The following is an 18210-nucleotide window of genomic DNA, read 5'->3' on the forward strand; positions in this document are numbered from 1 at the left end:
CTCTGTCGTCGTGGCGCTCCCATGGTGAACCTGGCCCATAGCGCCTCCTTCCACTCGCGCGAAAAGACTGCACCATCAAAGCCCGGGATCAAACATGCCGCTGTCCGCGCGCGGCACGGCCGGCGTGCTGGCCGCTTGCGGGCTGATGGCCTTTGCGGCGTGGCGGGGCGAGCGACTCGCGGTTCCGCGCGAGCATTTCGGGCGACTCGGCGTGGCGGCCGCGATCAATATCTTCGCCTGGATGGGCTTTACGGCGCTCGCGCTCAACTGGCTCAAAGTGTCTGAGGGCGCGCTGATCGCCTATTCCATGCCGATTTGGGCGACGCTGCTGGCCTGGCCGCTGATGGGCGTGCGCAGCCTGCTGGCGCTGGCTCTGGGCGTTGCTGGCGTGGCGGTTCTGATGGGCGGGCCCGGGCTCACCGGCGCCAAGCTGCCGGGCCTCCTGTTCGCGCTCGCGGCTGCGATCCTGTTCGCCTATGGCACGGTCACGGCGCGTTGGCCGATCCCGCTGCCGCCGATCGTGCTGACAGCCTGGCAGGTCGCGCTTGGCTGCGTGCCGATGGTGGTGCCCGGGCTGATCAGGGAAAAGCCCGATATCGGGGCGCTGTCGGGTCCGGGGCTCGCCTATATGATGATCGGCCCGATGGCGCTGTGCTATCTGAGCTGGTTTGCAGCACTCACGCGGCTCCTCACCTCAGTCGCCGCGACCGGCATGCTGCTGGTCCAGATCGTCGGCACGCTGGCTGCTGCGCCGATCCTGGGCGAGCCGCTCGGTCTGAAAGAACTGATCGCCTTCGGTCTGACGCTGAGCGGGGTCTTGCTGGCGTTGCGCCGGCGGCGAGCTTGAGCCGCCAGCTTATCACCAGCTGTAGCGCAGCACGCCCTTTCCGCCGAGGGAGCGGCTGTTCTCGGCGAACTCGCCCTCGAAGGTTGCGGCGAGCGAGAAGCCGTTCCTGAACTTGTATTCGGCGGTGGCGCTGGCGCGCAGCGCGTTCTTATCCTGCGCCGCGCCGCTGACCAGGAAGCTCGCGCCGGGCAGAGTAAGGAAGCTCGCTGTCGCGGTGCTACTGGTATCGAAGTTGTGGACCCAGGCCAGCCCGCCGCGCAGCTGCAGCGACGCCTCCGCGAGAGCAAAGGTTCGGTCGATGCGCATGCCGAGTTCGCTGCGTGTCGTGGTGACGTCCTTGGCCGCGTATGACAGGGCGAAGATGCCCGAGCCCGACAGCGCGGTCTCGGCATAGGACGGCAGGGCGACGCTGGTCAGCTGAACGGCGGCATAGGGCGTCAGGCCCAGCCATTGCGTCTCGAAGCGGTGGCCCGCCTCCAGCCGACCCGACCAGCTGTTGGCGTTGAACCGCGCCTGGAGATGGTCGGAACCGGTGATGTAGCGGTCGGTGGTGACGTCCTGCCAGGAATAGCCAAGCGCGGCCGAGAGATAGCTCTGGCCGAAATGCTGGCGGATGAAGGCGCCAGCCTGAAACAGGTCGGACGAGCCCGAGCCCAGCCCATAGGTGTTGAAGCTGGTGGCGCCGCCGCCCAGCGCGAAGCCCGCGACTGTCGAAGGCGAGATCATGTAGTCGGCGCCGACCGCGCCGCCATAGACGCGGCTGGTGCTGGCGGCTGTGCCCGCGCCTGCGTCGGCTCCAAGAAACTGCGCGCCGCCAAAGCCGCTCACCCAGACGCTCCAGCGCCATGCATCGGGATCGGCCGTGAGCGGCATGGTCTTGGCCGGCAGGGCGGAGGCCTTGCCGGAGGACGAGGAATAGGCGGCAAAGCCGCCCGGTCCCGGCGCGATTGACACGCCGCGACCCTCGGCCGTGGGGTCGGACAGCGTGCCGAGGAAGAGGTTCGCCGCGTTGTCGCTGATCTGCCGCGTCGCTGTGGCGGGTTCGCCGGAAACCTGCGACAGGCCCGCCGGCGTCAGGCTGCCGAAGACGACCGGAATGCCGCCGGTGCGGTCGAAGAAATTCGTAAGGGCGTTGGCTGCGCTGGTCTGGTTCGGGTTGAGGCCGCGATTGGGAATCGGCGATGTCGGCGTAGCCGGCGTCGGCGCAATCGTCGATGTTGACGAAGGCGTGGACGTCGTTGCGGATGGAGACGTCTGGGTGGGTGTCGGCGTGAAATCCAGTGTCAGGTTGAGATAGGCGTTTTTGGCGTCGTAGCCGAGGCTCGATTTGAAACCAGAGGGCAGGTTGGTGTCGACTTTCGTCCCGAACGTGCCGCTCACCCCGCCTCTCGCATTGAGGATGGTGTACTGCTTGGCGACATAGGTCCCCGCGGCGAAGGACGCCGCCACCGTCGCGCCGCCGAGCGTGGCCGCGCCGAGAACGTTGACCTGGTCCGACGCCGACGGCGAGACTTCGACCGCATAGGTCGAGCCAGACGTGAAGGACAGGTTGCCATCGACCACCAGGGTGCCGATCGAGTTGCCCGGCGCCAGCGTGCCGCCGACGATCGCCGTCGTGCCGACCGTGCCCGTGCCGCCGAGCGTGCCGCCGGGGTTCACCGTCAGGCTGGAGGAGGAGGCGATCGAGCCGTTCACGGACAGCGTGCCGCTGTCGATCGTTGTGGCGCCCGTATAGGTGCTGGTGCCGGTCAGCGTCAGCGTGCCCGCGCCGGTCTTGTTGACGGCGCCGGCCCCGGAGATCACGTTGCTCAAGGTGTAGTCGTTGGTTTGGGCGAACTGCAGCGTCGTCGTATTTGTGCTCAGCGCGATGCCGCCCGTCAGCAGCGCACCGTCCTGGATTGACAGGGTGTTGGCGCCGCCGGTGAAGGTAATGGCGTCGGCGCGCCTGTCGGAGAAACCGCCTATGATTCTGGCGTCACTGCCGAGGGTCAGGGTCAACCCACCGCCGACGATAGCCGCGCCGCTCGCGCCAGCGACGGGACTACCAATCGTGGCGCCTGCGCCGCCCTGGACCCCCCAATTGATCGTCGCAGAGCCGCCATTGGTAAACAACAGGCCCACGCCGCCCGCGCCGCCCGCTCCGGAAGGTCCGGCGAGTCCGTTGCCGCCCCTGCCACCATTGCCGCCCTTGACGGTGGCATAGATATTCGCCGACCCTCCCTGGGTAACTTCAAGGCCAGTGCCGCCTGCGCCGCCAATGCCGGGGGTGCCGGGGTTGCTGCTTAGGCCGGCGCCAGTGCCGCCATTGCCGCCCGTGACGGTCGCGTTGACGGTGACGGTACCGGTCTGGCTGTATTGGAAGCCCAAGCCCCCGCTGCCGCCAGGTGTGCCCGTGTCGCTACTCGGGGTCGTCCCGTTCGCGCCGTTCTGCGGCGTGCTGATCGTCACATCCTGGGCGTGCAGCGGTCCGGTCGAGAGCAGGACGGCGAAGACTCCGCCGGTGAGAGCGGTCGAGCGGCGCAAGGCGGCGGAGGCCAGCATCATGGCCCGCAACCGCGAACAGGTATGGGTTCCGTGGTTCTTTCGGGGCCTTGGGGTGGGAGGCGTGTCGTGGGTGGGACGCGGCGAGTGGCTGGGCGAAACCCGTTCGAAAACCTGCGCGGCGCCGTCCGCGCCACCCGTCGCCACAACCATCGAAGCCCCCGCCATTCAGGGGGCGAATGGCCCCCGAATCGCCGCCGTCCAAGGCAGCGCAGGAGCGCAGAAGGCATCGGTTATGGTTAGCGCAACGTAAACGGATGTTGCGCTGCGGCCTGCCAGAAACAGTCGAATTTCGGTGTTACGGGGCGGCGACGGCACGCGGCCTGTGGGAAAGCCCCGATTTCAAAGCGTTTTGGCCCTGATTTCGTTCATGCTCGCCCGCGCGCGCTCGCATACGGCTGGACGCGATGCTCCAGGAAGTTCCTGAGTTCGGTGACGCGGCGCGTGTCGTCGAGCACCTCCTCGTCCAGCGCATGCGCCCAGGCCAGATCCTGGCGCGTCGGCTCGGTGTCGAGCGCGACGAGGTCGGCGAGGTCGGCGAGCCAGTCTTGCGTCGCCGCCTCATCCTTGCGGAAGCCTTCCGCGATCAGGAGCGGCTGTCGCTTTGTCGCCCAGGATGACGCGATGGTTCCCTGCGACGCGATTCAGGCGCTCAAGGCTCCCGCGCCAGCGCATCAGACGCCGCCTGGAAGCCGCGGAAGGAGAAGGGCAGCGTCACCGGCCGGTTCGCCGCGTCCTGGAAGCGCAATTGCCCGCCTTCCGAATAGCTGCGCCAGCGCTTCATCAGATCGTCGCTCATCGCGACCTCGGCGAAGCAGCCGCCGGGAATGCAGCGTGAATACGCAGCCAGCGTGCCCTCGTCCTTCTCGCCCAGCGCGACGCGCACGCCGGCATTGGGTCCCAGCGTCACATTCGGCGCGACCTGCACGACGAGCTTGTAGGGCTCGGTCTTGATCGGCCGGCCGACCGCGACGAGCGCCACCGGGCCCTGCTGCCCCTGGACCTGCAAGGTCTGCACGACCTCGCAGATGCGGGTGCCGACACCCTGCTGGCAGCGATGCACCCAGTCGCCATAGGTCGCGGTGGTGTTGTCGGGCTGGGAAACGCCGCCGCCGGCGGGAGCCGCTGCCGCCGGGCGCTGCCCTTGGGCCGCCGCCGGGCTGCGTTGCGCCTGGGCGAAGGCCGAGCCGGCGCAGATCAGGGCCAGCAACACGGTCGTGGAGGTGAGGTGCTTCATGTCGCGGCGTTTCCAGAGATTTCGTTGGAAACACTATTGGCGCGACGCCGTGCCCTTAGGCAAGAGCCGCCGCCCTCTTGGGAACGGCGGTTCGCAATTCTGTCGACGGTTGGAACAGGATGCGAAAAAGCGGGAACCGGCTTTTCGTATTGATCCTGCTCTCACTCTTCGATGAGGGCCGTCACGGCCGCCAGCCGGTCTCCTCGACGGGAGCGTTCTCGCGCGCCTCCTCCTTGCGGGCCTCGTCGACGATCGCAAACAGCGCCCGCAGCGCCGCCTCGACGCCCTCGCCCGAGGCCGAGGACAGGATGATCGGCATGCGCTTGCAGGCCCGCTTCAACCGCGCCACCTGCTCCTTGAGCAGTTCGGGGCTGAGCGCATCGACCTTGGACAGCGCCACGATCTCGGGCTTCTCGTCCAGGCCTTCGCCATAGAGGCTGAGCTCCTGCCGCACGGTCTTGTAGGCCTTGCCCGCATGTTCGCTGGTGCCCTCGACAAGGTGCAGCAGCACGCGGCAACGCTCGACATGGCCGAGGAACCGGTCGCCCAGGCCATGGCCCTCATGCGCGCCCTCGATCAGGCCGGGAATATCGGCGAGCACCATCTCGCGCCCGTCGACCCGCACCACGCCAAGGCCCGGATGCAGGGTGGTGAAAGGATAATCGGCGATCTTGGGCTTGGCCGCCGTCACCGTGGCGAGGAAGGTCGATTTGCCGGCATTGGGCAGGCCGATCAGCCCGGCATCGGCGATCAGCTTCAGCCGCAGCCAGACCCAGCGCTCCTCGCCAATCAGGCCCGGATTGGCATGGCGCGGGGCCTGGTTGGTCGCGGTCTTGAAATAGGCATTGCCGAAGCCGCCATTGCCGCCCTTGCACAGAACGAAGCGCTGCCCGGCCTGCGTCAGGTCGGCGATCAGCGTTTCGCCGTCCTCGTCGAAGATCTGCGTGCCCGGCGGCACCTTCAGCACCTTGGTTTCGCCATTGGCGCCATGGCGGTCGGCGCCCATGCCGTGCCCGCCGATCTTGGCCTTGAAGTGCTGCTGGAAGCGGAAGTCGATCAGCGTGTTGAGGCCTTGCACGCATTCGATCACGACATCGCCGCCGCGCCCGCCATCGCCGCCATTGGGCCCGCCGAACTCGATGAATTTTTCGCGCCGGAAAGAGACGCAGCCTGCGCCGCCATCGCCCGCCTTCACATAGATTTTTGCTTGGTCGAGGAATTTCATGGGACTCGAAATCGTTCTGCGAACTGGGACAGGAAAGGCGCCGCGTCATCCCGGACAAGCGGCAAAGCCGCGCGGATCCGGAATCCATCGTAAAGCTCCGGAACCGTATATGGGTCCCGGGTCTTCGCTTCGCTACGCATCAGGATGACGGCGGAAAGCGCGTGTGGCCTTGGCTTTAGGCCGATGCGCCCTGCGGGGCAATCCCGCCGCGCTTATGCTGCCAGCCGCGGCGCGGCCATTTCGTCGCGCAGCGCGTCGGCGAAACGCCTTGCCGCGAGCCCCGGCTGCGGCCCGATGATCAGGCCGACCGAGAGCTCGAACAAAGCAGGCAGGTCCTCTGCCGGACCCAGGCGCCGCAGGCTCGGCGGAATCGCGCTCTCGGTCAGGGCCGTGACGCAAAACCCCGCCTCGACAGCCGAGAGCATGCCCGAGGTGTGCGAGCAGGAGAACACCAGCCGGTGCGCCTTGCCCGCCGCGCCCAGCGCCTGGAGGATGCGCGGGCGCGCCCGGCAGCCCTCCGAGAACAGCGCCAGCGGCAGCACCTCCTGCAGTTCCGGGCGATGGCCGCGCCCCGCCACCCAGATCATCGCCTCGCGCCGCAAGACCTCGCCGATCGGCCGGTTGGGATCCTGCGTCACCACGGCGAGGTCGAATTCGCCGGCCGCCAGCGCCGGCTCGATCCGCTTCGAAAGATCGCAGCGCAATTCGAGCTCGACCTTGGGGTGCTCGGCCGCGAAGCGCGCGATCAGCGGGCGTAGGTATGCGTCCATGTAATCGTCGGGAATGCCGATGCGCAGCCGCCCCGAGGCCGACGCGCCGCCGAGATCGGCGAGCGCCTCGCGCTCGATCGTCAGAAGCCGGCGGGCATGCGCGATCAATCGCTCGCCCGCATCGGTCGGCGTCACGCCCCGGCGCGAACGCTCGAGCAGGCGATGGCCGATCTGGCTCTCGAGATCCTGGATGCGCACCGAGATCGCCGATTGCGTGCGGCCCAGCCGGGCGCTCGCGGCGGTGAAGCCGCCGGTCTCGGCGACCGCGACCAGCATGTCGAGCGCGGCGAGATCGAAATGCGCTGTCATGGCGTCCTCCCAATCATGGCTGCCGTCACGGGCCTCTTCATCGATCGATTTTGAGAATAGTTAAATCAGAATAATCCGTTTTTCCGATTGATGGAAGTTGGCTATATCGCGGGCGATTGCTCAGGAAGTCGTCAGATGTCCACGCCCGCCCTCGTCATGCCCCGCCCCGCCGCCCCGGCGCTGGCAATGTTCGTTGCGCTCCTCACCGGCGCGACCTGCATCGGCTTTTCCGGCGTGTTCATGCGCCTGGCCGATGTCGGCCCGGCCGCCGGCGGCTTCTGGCGCATGCTGTTCGCATTGCCCGTGCTCGCGCTCTGGACGGCGCTGGAGCAGCGCAAGGCGGTCTCGGGCGCGGTTCGTCCCGGTGCGCTCATCCCGATCGCGCTCGCCGGCCTCACCTTCGCGATCGACGTCGTGCTTTACAACGCCGCGCTCGGCCACACCACGATCGCCAACGCCTCGCTGCTCGGCAATCTCTCGCCCGTCGCGGTCGTGCTCGGCGGCTGGCTCCTGCTTGGGGAGAAGCCGACGCAGCGCATTCTCGGCGCGCTCGCGCTCGCGCTTGGCGGCGCGCTGATGCTGGTGCTGCCGAAATTCATCGGCGCCCCCAGCGCCGCCTCGCCCGGCAGCCTATTCGGCGACATGCTGGCGACCGGCGCAGCCTTCTCCTATGCCGGCTATATCCTCGCCGTGCGCCGCGCCCGCGAGCGGGCCGATGCCGGCCGGATCGGCCTGATCTCCAGCGCGCTCTGCGCCGTCTTCTGCCTGGCGGCGGCGCTCGCGCTGGGCGAGACCATCATCCCGGCGAGCCTGCAGGGCTGGCTTGCGGTGATCGCGCTCGGCCTGGTCTCGCATGCGCTCGGCCAGGGCCTGATCACGCTCTCGCTCGGCAGCTACGGCGCCAGCGCCGCCTCCCTCGTCATGGTCTGGCCAGCGCTCGTCAGCGTGCTCGCCGCCTGGGCGATCTTCGGCGAGCAGCCCTCGCCGGCGCAGGCCTTCGGCGGCGTCGCGATCCTGGCCGCGGTATTGTTGGTGCGGCGCGGCTGAGCCGCGCTCGCCGCACCGATCAACCGCTTACGAGGCCTTCAGGACCGGCGGGTCATAGGCCTGGATCGGCGGCAGGTTGCCGTCGAAGCGCTCGACCTGGACGGTGGTCAACTGTCCCGTGCAGCCCTGCGCCAGCGCCGAGGTACCGACATCCCGGGTCAGGACGTTGGGATTGCCGTGGACGCAGAGCGGCTTGTCCTCCTCGGGATCGACCGGATCATACCAGGCGCCGGTCGGCAGCTGGACCACGCCCTGGCGGATGCCGTCGGTGACATGGACTCCCGCCAGGCAGGCGCCGCGTTCGTTGAAGATGCGGATGATGTCGCCATCGGCGATCCCGCGCGCGGCCGCATCGTCGGGGTGCATGCGCGCGACCTCGCGGCCGCGATGCTTGGCCCCGCTGCTATGGCCGCCGAAATCGAACTGGCTGTGCAGCCGCGTGCGCGGCTGGTTGGCGACGAGGACGACGGGCGAGGCCGCGTCGGGCACATTGGTGGCTCCCAGCCAGGTCGGATGGCCGGGGCAGTCCGCCTCGCCGAAGCTCGCGATCGTCTGCGAGAAGATCTCCAGCTTGCCGCTCGGCGTCGGCAAGGGATGCGCGACCGGGTCGGTGCGAAAAGCGCGCAGGCGCCCGCCATCATCGGCCTGCTGGGGCATGTCATAGCCTTCGCTCGCCTGGAACTCGGCAAAGCTCGGCGCCGGCAGGCCGGCCTCGGCGAGTGCGGCCCGCGTCGGCTCGTAGAGATGCTCGAGCCATTGCCGGACCGTACGGCCCTCGGTGAAGGCCTGTGCCGTGCCCAGCCGCTCGGCAAGATCGGCGAAGATCGCGTAATCGTCGCGCGCCTCGCCATAGGGGGCGATCACCGGTCGCATCGGCACGAGCAGCGGATCATTGGCATTGCCGCCGATGTCCTCGCGCTCCAGCGTCATCGTGCAGGGCAGGACGATGTCGGCGTGGCGGGCCGTCGCCGTCCAGGCCAGTTCGTGCACGACGAGCGTGTCGAGCCTGGCGAAAGCCTGCTTCAGCCGGTTCAGGTCCTGGTGATGGTGGAACGGATTGCCACCGGCCCAGTAGACCAGCTTGATCTGCGGATAGGTCCGGGTCTGGCCGTTATAGCGGTAGCTCGTGCCGGGGTTCAGCAGCATGTCCGAGATGCGCGCCACCGGAATGAAGTCGGTGACGGCGTTGCGCCCCTGCGGCAGGGTCGGCATCGGCACGGCGTTGTAGCGCCGGCCGTAATAGCCGATCGCCCCCAGCGCATAGCCATAGCCGCCGCCCGGCAGGCCGATCTGGCCGAGCGCGGCCGCCAGCACCATGCCCATCCAGACCGGCTGCTCGCCATGCTCGGCCCGCTGCAGCGCATGCGCCACGACGATCAGCGCGCGCTTGCCATGCAGCCGCCTGGCCAGCGCCGTGATCGCCTGCGCCGGCACGCCGGTGATCGCGGCGGCCCAGGTAGCATCCTTGGGCTGACCGTCGGTCTCCCCCAGCAAATAGCGCTCGAAGACCGGCCAGCCGACGGTGTAGCGCTCCAGGAAATCGCGGTCGTGCAGCCCCGCGACGACGAGGCTGTGGACCAGCGCCATCATCAGCGCCGTGTCGGTGCCGGGGATGCTGGAGAGCCATTCGGCGCCGGCCTCCTCGGGCAGATCGCCGCGCAACGGACCGACCAGCACGAAGTCGCAGCCGCGCTGATGGGCGCGCTGCATCGCGCCGCGCTCGACATGCTTGCTGCTGCCGCCGCCGGTGACCATGCTGTTCTTCAGCGCCATGCCGCCGAAGGCGAGCACGATCTCGCTGTGCTCGGCAATCTGCTCCCAGGAGACGTTGCGCTTCACCAGATCCTCGTAGTCGCCGATGATATGCGGCACGAGGACGGAAGAGGCGCCCGAGGAGTAGCTGTTGACCGACTTCACATAGCCGCCGGTCGAGGTGTTGAGGAAGCGATGGACCTGGCTTTGCGCATGGTGGAAGCGCCCGGCGCTCGACCAGCCATAGGAGCCGCCGAAGATCGCGCCCGGGCCGAAATCGTCGCGCACCCGCCTGAGTTCGCCCGCAAGCTTGTCGAGCACGGCGCTCCACGACATCGGCACATAGTCGTCGCGGCCGCGGCGCTCATCGGGTCCCGGCCCATTCTCCAGCCAGCCCCGGCGCACCATCGGCTGGGCGATGCGGGCGCGATGACGCAGCGCGCCCGGAAAATTCTGGATGATCTCATTGGGATCGGGATCGCCGGCATGGGGCCTGACCTCCAGCTCGCCATCCTTCATCCGCGCCGAGAACACGCCCCAATGGGAGGTATGCGGCCGGAAACCCTCTTCCAGCGGAGCCTCGGAGATCGGGGCCGTCAAGGTCGTCATCGTGGTGCTTCCAGCTGCCGGACAGGTGCGGGAAGCCTAGGACATCTTCGCGGCGAGAACGAGAGCCGTGGCGAAAGGGGGCAATGCGTCCGGCGGTGATCTGGGGCCGGCTTTCTCTGCAGTCACGACGTCCTCTTCCCTTCTCCCCTCGCGGGAGAAGGTGCCCCGGCAGGGGCGGATGAGGGGGCGCCGTGCCCTTTCCGGCTGGCGTCGCAAGGCAAAACGGCAATCGTCGAGCGCCCCCTCATCCGTCTCGGCTTCGCCGAGCCACCTTCTCCCGCCAGGGGAGAAGGGTTTTCCGCGCCGTTCGCGTCATGGTCGGCTGCGCCGACCATCCACGTCTTCCCCGCCTCAACCGGGCGCAGGTCTCGAAAGCGCCATCGCCCTCTCCCCGCATTCGCCCCCTACGGGATTGCTCTAACCCGCGCCGGACGTCATCCTTGCGGCCCCAACCCGCCGAGGCGAGCATGATGCGTGGAGTTCTCCTGGCTTCGACCTTGCTGCTGGCGCCGATGGCGCAGGCCGCGGGGCCCTATGGCAAGATCGTCGTCGGAAACTGGTCGGGCGGCGCCTTCACCAATGACGCGACAGGCGCCTTCTCGCATTGCGCCGTGAATGCCGCCTACAAGAACGGCACGCGCATGCTCACCTCGATCACCGCCGATTTCAAATGGCTGATCGGGTTCTCGCACGCCGGCTGGAAGCTCAAGCCGGGCGACAGGCTGGCGCTGCAGCTCGTCTTCGATCGCACCTCGCGCATCGATGTCACGGCGGACGTCAAGACGCCGGTCCTGATGACGATCGCGATGCCGGCGGACTCGCAATTGATCAACGCCTTCCGCCATGGCGGCTATCTGGAATTGGTCGCAAACGACCGGCGCCTGGCCTTTGCCCTGACTTCGACCTCGGAGATGCTGCCCGCGCTGGTCGAATGCGCCCGCCAGAGCGCCAGCATTCGCGGGCCGGTGACCTCGCAGCCCGGCCAGACCGCGCCCGGTCCATCGCAGGTCGACGCACAGGCCCGGGCCGAGAAGAAGGCGGTCCTCGAAAAGAGCCGCGACCTGATCCGCACCAGGGCGCTCGCCTGCATCGGGCGGGAAGGCGCGCCGATGCTGCTGACCGACGAGAAGGCCGAGGTCGTCGCCAAGGCCGCGATGATCTTCTGCAAGGCGGATGTCGATGCGCTCGTGCAGGCGACGATCGAGCTCATCGAGCTCGACGGCGGCCGCCCCGCCGACAGGGAGGCCGTCCGCCGCGCGGCCGAGCAGCGGGTCCAGGATGTCGTCATGGCGCAGATCATCCGCTCGCGCGGCGAGATGCTCAATCGCCGGAACCAGCCGCCGGCGGCGCCGTCGGGCGGGCCCACCCCCTCCGTATCGCCGATGCTTTAGAGCGTGCTGCCTATACTCGGAAACACACCGTCATTCCGGGGCTACGCGAAGCGTAGAGCCCGGAACCCAGAACCGATGGAGCCGGGAATCAGGCGTCCTCACCAGCAGCGCGTATGGCGTCGCCACCTGCGGTTCTGGGTTCCGGGCTCGGCCCTACGGGCCGCCCCGGAATGACGGCGGTGGTTCCCAGGACAGCTCCGACCTGCGAGGCGGGCGAAAGCCCGCCCCTCACTCCGCCGCCAGCCTTGGCGGCGGCAGCTTGGCCATCGCCTTGGCGCTCGCCTCGCCTGGCGTCGCGTGTTCGTCGATGGCCTCCCAGGCGCTCTCGTCCTCGGCCTTGCTGAAGAAGCGGCTGAAGGCCCAGGAGGTCAGGCGCGAGAGGTCGTCCATCACCGCGTAGAAGGACGGCACGAAGACGAGGGAGAGCACGGTCGAGACGATCAGGCCGCCGATCACCGCGATCGCCATCGGCGCGCGGAATTCGCCGCCGTCGCCGACACCATAGGCCGAGGGCATCATGCCCGCCGCCATCGCGATCGTCGTCATCACGATCGGCCGCGCGCGCTTGCGGCCGGCCTCCAGCAACGCGGTGCGGCGGTCCTTGCCCCGCGCCATCTCCTCGACCGCGAAATCGACCAGCATGATCGCGTTCTTGGTGACGATGCCCATCAGCATGAGCAGGCCGATATAGACCGGCATCGAGACCGGCTTGTCGGTGGCCAGCAGGGCGATGACGACGCCGCCGAAGGAAAGCGGCAGCGAGAGCAGGATCGTGATCGGCTGGAAGACCGAGCCGAAAAGCAGGATCAGCACCGCCAGCACCAGCATCAGCCCAGTCGCCATCGCGGTGATGAAGCCCTGCACCACCTCGCCCTGGATCTCGGCGTCGCCGGTCGCGGCGATGCGCACGCCCGCAGGCAGGCCGACTTGCCTGACGATGTCGTGGAAGGTCTCCTGCGCCGTGCCGAGCTCGAAGCCGCGCTTGAGATCGGCGCCGATCGCGGCCCGGCGAACGCGGTCATAGCGGTCGATCGAGCTCGGCCCCTCCCCGAAGCCGATCTCGGCCACCGCCGTCAGCGGGATCGAGACGCCATTGGCATTGGTGACGCGCAGAGCCGCGATGTTGCGGATATCGGCGCGGGCGGCTTCGTCGAGCTGGACGCGGATCGGCACCAAACGGTCGCCGGCATTGAACTTGGCGAGATTGGCCCCGACATCGCCGATGGTGGCGACGCGCACCGCCTCCGAGATCGATTCCGGCGTGACGCCGAGATTGGCGGCCTGTTCGAGCTTGGGTGTGACGCGCAGTTCCGGCCGGCTGAGCGAGCCTGAGGTCGCGACATTGAGATAGCCGTCGATCTTGCGCATGCGGCTTTCGATCCGCGCCACCGCCTCGTCAAGCGCGGCCCCGTCCTTGGACAGGATCGAGAAGGCCATTTCGCGCTCGCCGCGCTCATTGACATACCAGGCGCGGGTGTCGGGCACGCCGGCGAGTTTCTGGGCGATGACGACCTTGAGGTCCTTCTGGCGCGCCTTGCGCTCGGCCTTGGGCAGGAGCTTGATCGTCACGGCGGCGCGGCGGACCTCGCGCTGGCCGGTCGGCGAGGAGCCGCCGAGCACGAAGACCTGCGTCACCTCGGGGATCGTGCGCAGGCGGTCGACGATCAGGTCGGTCGCGACGCGAGTGTCCTCCAGCGTCGAGCCTGGCGGCAGTTCGACCGAGGCCACGACACGCGAGGTGTCCTCGTCGGGAATGAAGCCGGTCGGCAGCAGCGCCGTCGCCTGGATCGAGGCGAAGAGGAAGCCGAAGCCGATCAGCAGCGTGACATAGGCCATGTTGAGCGGCAGCTTGCGCCAGCGGCCCGAACCATCGAAGCGCGGCAATAGCGGGATTTCGCGCCTGGCCAGCGTGCCGCGCAGCAGGCCGACATAGGCCCCCATCACGGCGCCGTCCTTGGCGTCGGCATGCTTCACCGGCTTCATCAGATAGGCCGCCATCATCGGCGTGATCAGGCGCGCGACAAGCAGCGAGAACAGCACCGCAACCGCGACGGTGAGGCCGAACTGGCGGAAATACTGGCCGGCCACGCCGCCCATGAAGGAGACCGGCGCGAAGATCGCCACGATCGTCAGCGTGATCGCGATGACGGCGAGCCCGATCTCGTCGGCCGCCTCCATCGCGGCGCGATAGGGCGATTTGCCCATCTTCATATGCCGGACGATGTTCTCGATCTCGACGATGGCGTCATCGACCAGGATGCCGGTGACCAGCGTGATGCCGAGCAGGCTGACGAGATTGAGCGAGAAGCCCATCAGCTCCATCGCCCAGAAGGTCGGGATCGCCGAGAGCGGCAGCGCGATCGCCGTGATCAGCGTGGCGCGCCAGTTGCGCAGGAACAGGAAGACGACGAGCACGGCCAGCGCCGCGCCCTCGATCAGCGTCTCCATCGCCGCCTTGTAGTTGCCGTAGGTATAGGCGACGGCGTCGTCGATCGGCTTGATCACGATGTCGGGGTAGCGCTTGTTGAGCTCGGCGATGCGCGCCGCGACGACATCCTTGACCGACAATTCGCTCGAACCCTTCGAGCGGAACACCGCGAAGGAGACGACCGGAACCTTGTCGAGCCGGCCGAAGGAGCGCGGCTCGGAATTCGAATCCTCGACGCGGCCGAGCTCCTTCAGGCGCACCTCGCGGCCGCCGGTCAGCGTGATCTTGGATTCGGCGAGCTCGGCCACGGTGCGCGCGCTGGCGAGCGTGCGGATCGCCTGCTCCTGCCCGCCGACCTCGCCGCGCCCGCCGGCGAGATCGACATTGGTGGCGCGGATCTGGCGGTTGACCTCGCCCGCCGTGGTGCCCAGCGCCAGCAAGCGGTCGGGATCGAGCGAGATGCGGATCTCGCGATCGACGCCGCCGAAGCGGTCGATCCGGCCGACGCCCTTGAGGCCCTGCAATTCGCGCGCGACGACATCGTCGACATGCCAGGAGATCTGCTCCAGCGTCATGCCCGGCGAAGAGGCGCCGAAGGTCATGATCGACTGGCCCTCGACATCGATGCGCTGGATGATCGGCTCGTCGATGGTGCGCGGCAGATCGGCCCTGATCTTGGCGATGGCGTCCTTGACGTCGTTGACGGCGCGGTCGGTGTTGGTCTCGAGCCGGAACTCGATCACCGAAACCGACGAGCCGTCGGTCAGCGTCGACATCACATGCTTGACGCCGGTGATGTTGGCGACCGCGTCCTCGACGCGCTTGCTGACCTGGCTCTCCAGCTCGGCGGGCGCGGCGCCCGACTGCGTCACCGTGACCGAGACCAGCGGCACGTCGATATTGGGAAAGCGCGTCACCGGCAGCTTCGAGAAGGAGAGCAGCCCGAGCACGCAGAGCACGACGAAGAGCAGGATCGCGGGAACCGGCTTGCGGATCGACCAGGCGGAGAAATTGATGTCCACGAGAGCTGGCTCCGTCAGTTCGTCGCAACCGGCGTGATGACGTCGCCGTCACGCACGAAGGTGCCGGCCCGCGCCACGACGCTCTCGCCGTCGGCAATGCCGGAGACGATCTCGGCGCGGCCGTCGCCGGCCAGGCCGAGCTGGACCTTCTTGGTCGTCACCTTGCCGTCGCTGACGCTCTGCACCGTCGCGCCCGAGCGGGCATAGGTGATCGCCGACAGGGGCAGCGTCACGGCGTTCTTGCGGCCGGTCTCGATCAAGCCGCGCGCGAAGGAGCCGATCGCGACCGGCGGATTGCCCTTGAGCGCGACGCGCACGCGGCCGAGCCGCGACTGCTTGTCGACCTCGGGCGCGATCAGACGGATCTCGCCTTCGAGCGCCACGCTCGCGCCCGCCGGCGTCACCGCGACCGGCTGGCCGAGCTTGAGGCCGGGCAGTTCGACCTCGGCGACATCCGCCTGAAGCTCGATTGCGCCATCGGCGATGATGCGGAACAGCGGGTCGGTGGCGGCCATGGCCACGATCGCACCGAGCCTGGCGTTGCGGCGGCTGATCAGCCCTGCGGCCGGGGCCTTGATCTCGGTGCGTTCGAGCTTGACCTCGATGTCGCGCCCCTGCGCCTTGGCCAGGGCGAGGTCGGCGGTCGAGATCGCCAGCGCCTGCCGCGACGAGTTCAATCGCGCGCTGGCCGAGCGGGCGGCCGCGTCGCGCTGGTCATAGGTCTCGTTGCTGGCATTGCCGCTCTCGCGCAGGGTCTTGGTGCGGTCGAAGGCGTTGCGGGCCTGGACGAGATTGGCCTCGGCCTCGACGATCTGCGCGTTGGATTGGGCGATCGCCGCCTCGGCGCGCGCGATCTGCGCGTCGTTCTGGGCCTTCTGCACCTCCAGCGTCGTCCGCGACAGGCGCGCCAGAACCTGCCCGGCCGCAACCTTGTCGCCCTCCTCCGCCAGCAATTCCACGATGGCGAGCCCATCGACTTCGGGCGAGACCAGAACCTCGTCGCGCGCGATCATCGAGCCGGACACGACGACGCTCTGCACGATCTCGCTGATCTTCGCCTTGGTGATCGTGACGGACGGCCCGGCGCCGGGCGCCGGCTGAGCCGGCGTCTGCGCCTGCAGCGGCGCGGCCCAGCCCAGAGCGAGCGCCAGCAGCGAAACGGAGAGAAGACGGGACATCGGACGGACTTTCGCAGCGGAAACGGGTTTGATCATGGCGGAGGCGACTGTCATGGCCGGGCCTCGCCCGGCTCGGGCAGCAGCAGCACCTGCGCCAGCCCGCGCATGGCGGCGAACAAAGTGTCCGCCCCCGCGGCAGCGTCGAACTGCGGATCGACGGCGCGCCGACAGAAGAAGCCGTCGGCCATCATGAAGATCGCCTGAAGGAAGCGGGCATCGTCGAGATTGGCTGGCAGTTCGCCGCTCGCCTTGGCCCCCGTGATGGCGGCAACGAGCCCGCCGATCACCGTCTCGTCGATATCGGCGCACATGCTGGCCATTGCGGGATTGCGCGCAGCCTCGGCCCAGATCTGCAGGGCGATGATCGCCTTTTCGCGCGGCTTCTGGATCATATGGCGCCGGCCGAGTTCCTCGAGCTGGTCGAGCACCGCGCCCTTGGCGGGGTCGAGCTGAGTGAAGTCGGCCGCGATCTGGGCCCGGTCGCGCTCGGCCATGCCGGCGATGATCGCGTCCTTGGAGGCAAAATAGCGATAGAGGTTGCCCGGGCTCATCCCGGCCTCGCCGGCGACGTCATGCATCGTCGCGGCATGGAAGCCCCCGCGCGCGAAGACGCTCTCGGCAGCATCGAGAATACGGATATGGCGCTCCGAAAGAGAGCTATCCGGAGATGGGGCAGCGATTGATGTCACGGTATGTCGATCAAATGAGAATGAACGTTCATTCTCATTTGCCTAAGGGCAGCCGCAATGTCAAGCCTATTTACATCCTCAGAGCATTGCGCGGAAAAGTGGGTACCGGTTTTTCGCAGGAGCAATGCTCTAGACTTTTAGAATCGATCACGTCGCATTCGGACGGAACCGTCCGAATGCGACGTGATCTAGTGGCGACGGGCCGGCGTCATGCCCTGATCGCCACCGTGCCATGCCGGCCATGGCTTACAATTTGCTTGCCTCGTCCCGATTGGAACCACATTCTCCGGATATGGCATGGTGGTGTGCACATCTTCCTCCCCTGACCGCGCGCCGGCGACCGAAAACCTCGCGATGAACGATCAGTCCCTTCGTTTCCGTGCCGCCCGCCCCACACGCTCGCCGCTCGCAGCCCGACGCACCCTGCCGGCGCCCAAACCGGTTCTCATCGTGCTGCATCAGGAGCATTCGACGCCTGGTCGCGTCGGCCGCCTGCTGCAGGCGCGCGGCCATGCGCTCGACATCCGCAAGCCGCGCTATGGCGACCCGCTGCCGCAAACGATGCGCGGCCATGCCGGCGCGGTGATCTTTGGCGGGCCGATGGGGGCCAATGATTCCGACGATTTCATCAAGACCGAGATCGACTGGATTGGCACCTGCCTGAAGGAGGATGCGCCCTTCCTCGGCATCTGCCTGGGCGCCCAGATGATGGCGCGCCATCTCGGGGCCAGGGTCTATACCCATGGCGAAGGCCGTGCCGAAGTGGGCTATTACCGGCTCGACCAGACCGAGGCCGGGCATTGCCATGCGAACGAGGCCGGCTTCGCCTGGCCCGGAACCGTCTATCAATGGCACCGTGACGGCTTCGATTGTCCCAGCGGGGCCGAATGCCTCGCCACCGGCGGCGATTTCCCGGTGCAGGCGATCCGGGCCGGGAGCAAGGTCTATGGCATCCAGTTCCACCCCGAGGTTACGCCTGCGATGATGTGCCGCTGGTCGATCCGCGGCCATGAGCGCACGCTGATGCCCGGCGCGCAATTGCGCCATCTGCATCTCGAAGGCTGGTATCAATACGACCCCGCCATCCGGGCCTGGCTCGACGGCTTCCTCGACCATTGGCTGAAACAGCCTGCAGAGACGGCGCCAATCCAGTCATGAATCGCCC

At 67.9% G+C, this 18210-nt stretch carries 13 protein-coding genes; 5 read left to right on the forward strand and 8 right to left on the reverse strand.

Features of this window, described 5'->3' with window-relative positions:
- Nucleotides 1–94: 94 nt before the first annotated feature.
- Nucleotides 95–847 carry a DMT family transporter gene (locus CYD53_RS27975; RefSeq protein WP_103721366.1) on the forward strand — a complete coding sequence of 251 codons (753 nt, stop codon included), beginning with the start codon at nucleotides 95–97 and terminating at the stop codon, nucleotides 845–847.
- 12 nt (nucleotides 848–859) lie between these two features.
- On the opposite strand, the gene CYD53_RS27980 is transcribed toward CYD53_RS27975, so the two are convergent.
- Complete coding sequence (locus CYD53_RS27980; protein ID WP_181012056.1) at nucleotides 860–3391, reverse strand: autotransporter family protein; 2532 nt, start codon at nucleotides 3389–3391, stop codon at nucleotides 860–862.
- 404 nt (nucleotides 3392–3795) lie between these two features.
- On the opposite strand from CYD53_RS27980, the gene CYD53_RS27990 reads away from it, so the two are divergent.
- Complete coding sequence (locus CYD53_RS27990) at nucleotides 3796–4008, forward strand: hypothetical protein (protein WP_103721368.1); 213 nt, start codon at nucleotides 3796–3798, stop codon at nucleotides 4006–4008.
- 32 nt (nucleotides 4009–4040) lie between these two features.
- Here CYD53_RS27990 and CYD53_RS27995 read toward each other — a convergent pair whose 3' ends face one another.
- The 3 genes from CYD53_RS27995 to CYD53_RS28005 all read right to left on the reverse strand — a co-directional run bounded on the left by CYD53_RS27995 (nucleotide 4041) and on the right by CYD53_RS28005 (nucleotide 6929).
- A complete protein-coding gene (locus CYD53_RS27995) occupies nucleotides 4041–4625 on the reverse strand; it encodes an invasion associated locus B family protein (RefSeq protein ID WP_103721369.1) in 585 nt (194 codons plus the stop codon).
- A gap of 181 nt (nucleotides 4626–4806) precedes the next feature.
- Nucleotides 4807–5850, reverse strand: a complete 1044-nt coding sequence (obgE, locus tag CYD53_RS28000) for a GTPase ObgE (protein WP_103721370.1) — start codon at nucleotides 5848–5850, stop codon at nucleotides 4807–4809.
- A 212-nt stretch (nucleotides 5851–6062) separates the two neighbouring features.
- Entirely contained in the window at nucleotides 6063–6929 is an 867-nt protein-coding gene (locus CYD53_RS28005; protein WP_103721371.1) for a LysR family transcriptional regulator, read from the reverse strand.
- A gap of 135 nt (nucleotides 6930–7064) precedes the next feature.
- Here CYD53_RS28005 and CYD53_RS28010 point away from each other — a divergent pair, with 135 nt between their 5' ends.
- Complete coding sequence (locus CYD53_RS28010) at nucleotides 7065–7976, forward strand: DMT family transporter (RefSeq protein WP_181012057.1); 912 nt, start codon at nucleotides 7065–7067, stop codon at nucleotides 7974–7976.
- Between the two features lie 27 nt (nucleotides 7977–8003).
- Here CYD53_RS28010 and CYD53_RS28015 read toward each other — a convergent pair whose 3' ends face one another.
- Nucleotides 8004–10337 carry a molybdopterin guanine dinucleotide-containing S/N-oxide reductase gene (locus tag CYD53_RS28015; RefSeq protein ID WP_181012058.1) on the reverse strand — a complete coding sequence of 778 codons (2334 nt, stop codon included), beginning with the start codon at nucleotides 10335–10337 and terminating at the stop codon, nucleotides 8004–8006.
- A 470-nt stretch (nucleotides 10338–10807) separates the two neighbouring features.
- Between CYD53_RS28015 and CYD53_RS28020 the strand changes: the two genes are divergently transcribed.
- On the forward strand, nucleotides 10808–11728 hold the full coding sequence (locus CYD53_RS28020) for a hypothetical protein (protein ID WP_146056025.1): 921 nt from the start codon (nucleotides 10808–10810) through the stop codon (nucleotides 11726–11728).
- 228 nt (nucleotides 11729–11956) lie between these two features.
- Here CYD53_RS28020 and CYD53_RS28025 read toward each other — a convergent pair whose 3' ends face one another.
- Genes CYD53_RS28025 through CYD53_RS28035 form a run of 3 tightly spaced genes read right to left on the reverse strand, consistent with a single transcriptional unit; the run spans nucleotide 11957 to nucleotide 17045 of the window.
- On the reverse strand, nucleotides 11957–15178 hold the full coding sequence (locus CYD53_RS28025; RefSeq protein WP_103721374.1) for an efflux RND transporter permease subunit: 3222 nt from the start codon (nucleotides 15176–15178) through the stop codon (nucleotides 11957–11959).
- Nucleotides 15179–15192: 14 nt separating this feature from the next.
- Nucleotides 15193–16356 carry an efflux RND transporter periplasmic adaptor subunit gene (locus CYD53_RS28030; RefSeq protein WP_181012059.1) on the reverse strand — a complete coding sequence of 388 codons (1164 nt, stop codon included), beginning with the start codon at nucleotides 16354–16356 and terminating at the stop codon, nucleotides 15193–15195.
- A gap of 50 nt (nucleotides 16357–16406) precedes the next feature.
- A complete protein-coding gene (locus CYD53_RS28035; protein WP_103721376.1) occupies nucleotides 16407–17045 on the reverse strand; it encodes a TetR/AcrR family transcriptional regulator in 639 nt (212 codons plus the stop codon).
- A gap of 354 nt (nucleotides 17046–17399) precedes the next feature.
- Here CYD53_RS28035 and CYD53_RS28040 point away from each other — a divergent pair, with 354 nt between their 5' ends.
- On the forward strand, nucleotides 17400–18203 hold the full coding sequence (locus CYD53_RS28040; protein WP_103721377.1) for a glutamine amidotransferase: 804 nt from the start codon (nucleotides 17400–17402) through the stop codon (nucleotides 18201–18203).
- Nucleotides 18204–18210: the final 7 nt, after the last annotated feature.

This window comes from Allobosea psychrotolerans, from assembly GCF_002917105.1.
Lineage (GTDB): Bacteria > Pseudomonadota > Alphaproteobacteria > Rhizobiales > Beijerinckiaceae > Allobosea > Allobosea psychrotolerans.